At 54.5% G+C, this 4588-nt stretch carries 7 protein-coding genes; 4 read left to right on the top strand and 3 right to left on the bottom strand.

Annotated features, from left to right (window positions below; translation table 11 throughout):
* Positions 1–250, top strand: a 250-nt coding sequence (locus AC1RLZ_RS31085) for a hypothetical protein (protein WP_493191808.1), incomplete at its 5' end; no start/stop codon positions are given.
* Here the strand turns inward: AC1RLZ_RS31085 and AC1RLZ_RS31080 are convergent.
* A complete protein-coding gene (locus AC1RLZ_RS31080; protein WP_493191807.1) occupies positions 234–563 on the bottom strand; it encodes a peptidoglycan-binding domain-containing protein in 330 nt (109 codons plus the stop codon). The two genes, AC1RLZ_RS31085 and AC1RLZ_RS31080, sit on opposite strands and share 17 nt — an antisense overlap.
* A 533-nt stretch (positions 564–1096) precedes the next feature.
* On the opposite strand from AC1RLZ_RS31080, the gene AC1RLZ_RS31075 reads away from it, so the two are divergent.
* Complete coding sequence (locus AC1RLZ_RS31075) at positions 1097–1369, top strand: hypothetical protein (protein ID WP_493191806.1); 273 nt, start codon at positions 1097–1099, stop codon at positions 1367–1369.
* A gap of 230 nt (positions 1370–1599) precedes the next feature.
* On the opposite strand, the gene AC1RLZ_RS31070 is transcribed toward AC1RLZ_RS31075, so the two are convergent.
* Positions 1600–1893 carry a type II toxin-antitoxin system HicB family antitoxin gene (locus AC1RLZ_RS31070; RefSeq protein WP_493191805.1) on the bottom strand — a complete coding sequence of 98 codons (294 nt, stop codon included), beginning with the start codon at positions 1891–1893 and terminating at the stop codon, positions 1600–1602.
* 78 nt (positions 1894–1971) lie between these two features.
* Between AC1RLZ_RS31070 and AC1RLZ_RS31065 the strand changes: the two genes are divergently transcribed.
* Positions 1972–2445, top strand: a complete 474-nt coding sequence (locus tag AC1RLZ_RS31065) for a Wzt carbohydrate-binding domain-containing protein (RefSeq protein WP_493191804.1) — start codon at positions 1972–1974, stop codon at positions 2443–2445.
* Positions 2435–3259 (top strand): methyltransferase domain-containing protein, encoded by an 825-nt coding sequence (locus AC1RLZ_RS31060; RefSeq protein ID WP_493191803.1) that lies wholly within the window; start codon positions 2435–2437, stop codon positions 3257–3259. Before AC1RLZ_RS31065 ends, AC1RLZ_RS31060 begins: the two co-directional genes overlap by 11 nt.
* Positions 3260–3272: 13 nt before the next feature.
* Here the strand turns inward: AC1RLZ_RS31060 and AC1RLZ_RS31055 are convergent, their stop codons facing one another.
* Complete coding sequence (locus tag AC1RLZ_RS31055) at positions 3273–4145, bottom strand: hypothetical protein (protein ID WP_493191802.1); 873 nt, start codon at positions 4143–4145, stop codon at positions 3273–3275.
* Positions 4146–4588 lie beyond the last annotated feature (443 nt).

Below are 4588 nucleotides of genomic sequence, written 5' to 3'. Positions count from 1 at the left end.
AATAATCAAAGGATTCTTCCCGTCGCTGGATGAAGCTTGGGGCTCAGGTCAGCCCAAGACTACTATTGAGGAGAATTCTGACAAAAATAGCACGCAACATCCGCGCCGGCATCACATCTTCCTTCGTCAGCGCGTTCCATTACGGCCTCAACGTCTGAAGCGTGCGGCTCGGCAAGCTCTCCTCAATCCTTTGCGGTGTGGCGGACTGCACCACAAGCGACGCACATCTTCGTTCAAAAAGGTAAGTTGACGCGATGACGGCGAATCTGTATTCGCCGCATGATCGCGCGCATCGTGGAGAGCCATGACTTAACCTTCAGCACCGAAGGCGGCGGGGCGATCTTGTCGAGGGCCGGAGCGGTCGGCGCGTCCACGACGCCATCCGGCGCTAGCCCGTGGCTCGCCTCAAACGCCTTCAGGGCCGTCTGGGTGATGGTTCCGAAACCGCCATCGGCCTCGAGATCATATTCCGCATTGCGCAAAGCGAGCTGAACGGCAGTAACGGCCGGCCCCGTTGCGCCCATGCGCAAGGGTCCCGACGCAACGAGTGCGGCGATTGTCATAGATTTTCTCCGTGGGTGGGAATGTCGGCCGGAAAACTGTTTCTGCCACGCAACAGTGGACGTGTTCCGCAAAGGGGTCGCAGAATCCCTCTTCTCAGAATTGTGTGGAAAGATTTGAATTTGCCTTGCGCGTAGAAATGGCTGGAGGGGGACAACCCACGACCAGGATTTCAATTACGCGCGAGGGGCCGCTGACCCTGCAGGCGGCGGTCCCCGCCTAGTTCAAGAGGTGCGTCGTGGGCCGTTATGAAAAACTGATGATTGGCCTGATGCTACTTGCAACTGCCTGCGCCGCCCCCGCTGCGGCTTTTATGGTGATGATCATTCACGGCTGATGTGCCCGGTGCTCCTCTCACTACAAGCGCGGGACCGCCCGCCACAAGGGCAGCGATGGTCATGGTGGTTCTCCGATGTTTTGGAAGGAAGGCCCAGAGGGCGCGGGCTCGACGGCTGCAGTGCGGAAAACCCGCAACTTCTGTTTACAGAGGTTTATTGCGCACTTAGTCTCCCAATAGATGGGAGAGATTCGAGCAATGGATCAGGCCTATTACAACGAGGCGATCAGGCTCTCCGTGAAGTCGGTCGTAGCAGCCGGCTTAGTGTTCATCGCGTTCCTAATGATGGGTTCCACCTTCTGGAAAGCCATTGTCACAGCTATGATCGTCATGGCGGCTCATCGAGCGGGCATCGGCCGCAAGTATTCGGAAGTCATGGCTTTCACTGCTATCGCCGTTGCACTGGTTATTTGGGCCGATATCTTACCCACGCGCACTACGCTGATGGAGACCCTTTCCGCACTGCGATAGCCGGAGTGTGCAGATGACCGAAAAGAAGCCGCAGTCAGAAACAGCACCGCGCAAAGCGCCGTTATTGGGCGAATATGATGTGACAGGGGTGGCCGTCATTCCATCGCGGATCGGGAGAAACCACGGTCGTCTCAGGCCTCTTGCTAACTCGCTCAATACTCGCTTGCGATAACAACGTTGCGGCTGAAATCGCCGCCGTAGCGCCATTCATGATCTTCTTGTACAAATTGTCAGTGCGATACGCTCTGAAGCTGATCCAGCCTAGCTTCCAGTAATTCAAGGTTTCGTTTTAAAGTGACGAAATCCGTTCGCATGGCCTCCAAAGTCCGCGCGTCTGTCCCAGGCGGCTGAACTTCCACCCCCTTCGCCCGCGCAGCTTGAATATAGGCCATGATTTCAGTGGCAATTGCCACCGCAACCGCCTCCCGGGTGGCCCCAATGACCATGCATCCCGGCAGATCCGGAACGTAGGCGCAAAATTGAACCCCGTCACTGTGCGAGACGATGTAAATGGGGTATTCCACCCGAAATCTCCTAATTGCCTTCCCAGCATACCGAGCGACGCCCCGCCCGGATAGGGCATCCTGAAAGACAAACTCAAAATGGCCGTCGAATCATACAAATCGCAGATGATCGTGCGAGGCATCAAGATCATCGATGCTGCCGGCAAGTCATGCCGCGCAGTGCACGCTCAAGAGCATTATGTCATCGTTGTGACGACCGAGGCAATCAAGGCGACCCCGAACGTCACCGTTGGATGGGTGATTAAGAACGCCGAGGGGGTGTCAATATACGGCACTTCCACAGCCGTTCAGGGCAAGCTTTTCGATTATCAAGACGGCGAGATCAAGGAAACGAGATTTAGCTTCGCCCCCCGTCTCGCTTTGGGAACCTACTACCTATCGGGAGGAGTCGCGGAAACTCTAACTCCTGAAGATGAGATCATGAACTATGTAATGAAGGACTATGTGCACGATGCATACCCGTTTGTGGTGGGGTCAAACGTGGATAAAGGGCTGGCACTCATCAACTCCAGCCTTGTGAGCTTCGAAAAGGTAGACAACGATGGGCATTAATCTTGAGTGCGTAGTGACGCTGGCAGAACTGGTGACCTCTCTCCCTAAATCACCATCAGTGATAGAATTCGGCGCTCAAGACATCTCAGCAAATCCTTCCGTTGTTACCGAGGCGCTGCGCGAACGCGGATTCCTCGGCGCAGAACTTGTTTCGAGTGCCCCCCAGCTTTACTGCCGCCTTGGATTTGGAAGCTACACGGCAATTGATTTTATCGATGGTCGCGATGACATCAAAAGGTTCGACCTAAATCAAGATATAGACCGAACATATGGATACACTGAGACATTCGATCTGGTGACCAACTTGGGCACGCTAGAACACTGCTTCGACCAAGGCGCTGGCTTCCGAAACATGCACCGCCTGACAAAGCCCGGAGGGTTCATGTTGCATATCCTGCCGGTTGCCGGCCACGTCAATCACGGCTTTTTCAACTATCATCCAAGAGTCGTGCAGGAGATCGCGCTCGCTAACGAGTACGAATTCAGCGTCGCCTTTATCACGGCTGACTTCACGGCCACACGCATCCCTTATTCAATTGAAAACTTCAGGGCGAACGACGCTCGCGAACTGATGATGTACGCAGTCCTGAAGCGAGTTCACGATAAGCCATTTGTCAATCCGGTCGATCGCATGTTCACGGACCAAGAAGCCGTCATGGCCAGCGAGTTCCGACCCTATGTGAAAGCCTCATGGTCAAATACTGTGACTGGAACGGGGAAGACAACTATTCCCACCGACGGGCCATCAGCGCATCTTGGGAAGGAGCACGCCGGGCCGCTCCGCTCGCTTTTCGGTAAACTCCTCGGCGGCTAATTCCCTATCAGGCCTAATACGGCGCCCCAGATGCGTGCATTGCATTGTAAATCAATAACGCCGCTGCATCTCCGCCATTGTCCTTAAAGTGAATGTTGTCGGGATGGCGATAGGTCGCATTAAGCGTGTCGAGATCGCCGCCCTGAAACACTGTCACGCCATCTACAAAACCAGATTGTGCCGCCCGGATGGCGGACTTGGTAACGCCAGCCACCCACGTTTCTAGATTGATGAAGAAGCGGCCGGAAAACCCACTTGCCAGCATCTTCGCCTTGATGTCAGCAAGTCCAGCAGCGTAGGTAGCCTGTACCGTATCGTTGCCGTTCTCGCCCTGCCCCCAAAGGAAAGCGAAATACACACCGGGCGTAGATAGCGTAATGCCTCTGGCTGCAAGCCGCTTCATCGCAACATTGCCGCGATCGTACAACGTACCCGACGGGCCGTAATCAGAGATTTGCGCGCCATCCATAGCGATGTTGACCAAGATGACCTGGTTCACGCCGCCTATGCCGACGAGAAGGTCAGCCACTTGAACCGTTAGATTTCCGGGCCCAAGAGAATAGTTGGTGCCTAAAACAGGGCCACTAATCGGATAGAAGGCCCCATCGTAGATGTTCATTTGGGAAACGACGGTGCCGTTCAGCGGTGTGTAGAGTGTCGGCTGAAGGGTCGTCATGTTCGACTGGCCGGCGACCATCAGAACGATGGTCTTCAGCGCCGGGTTTATCGTGATCTCGCGCGGAGTGAGACCCTTAGTGTCCTTGAAATACGTCGCAGTGAACGGGTGGCTGTCGTTCAGGACGAACGGATCGGGAGGCGTCGGCGATTGGTTCTGAGCGAAAGCCGGTCCCGCAACAAGCAGGATAAAGATAAGTGCCCAACGCATCAGTTTCTAACCATCGCCGAGAGAACACCCGGAGCCAAGGCATTGTTGTAGGTAAAAACCGTTGTGTCCGTATTCTCGTTTGCAGAAATAACGTTCACGCCAAGGGCAGGATAAGATGTTAAATTATTATTTAGCACCTGAATTAAGCCAGTGGCAATTGTGGACCAAACCATGGTAGGCGAGCCGGCATAAGCAGTTGTGCTATTAAGCCCAATCCCCATAAGACCAATTACCCCACTGGCTGCTGACGTTCTACGACAAAACTGATTTGGTTCCCGGCGCTACCCCTGGTATGCCTTATCTGGTTTAAAGCATACGTATAGGTAGTGCCAGTGTCACGAACAACCGTAGCTGTATTACTTTGTTATAAGCATTCCAGACCATCAGCGCCGAGGGAGTGCCGCCCGAAGATGCTCCGCCAAATGTATAGTCAATAGTTGACG

The sequence above is a fragment of the Tardiphaga sp. GW822-FHT04G09 genome (assembly GCF_058800725.1).
This window is presented reverse-complemented; position numbering and strand designations above follow the sequence as displayed.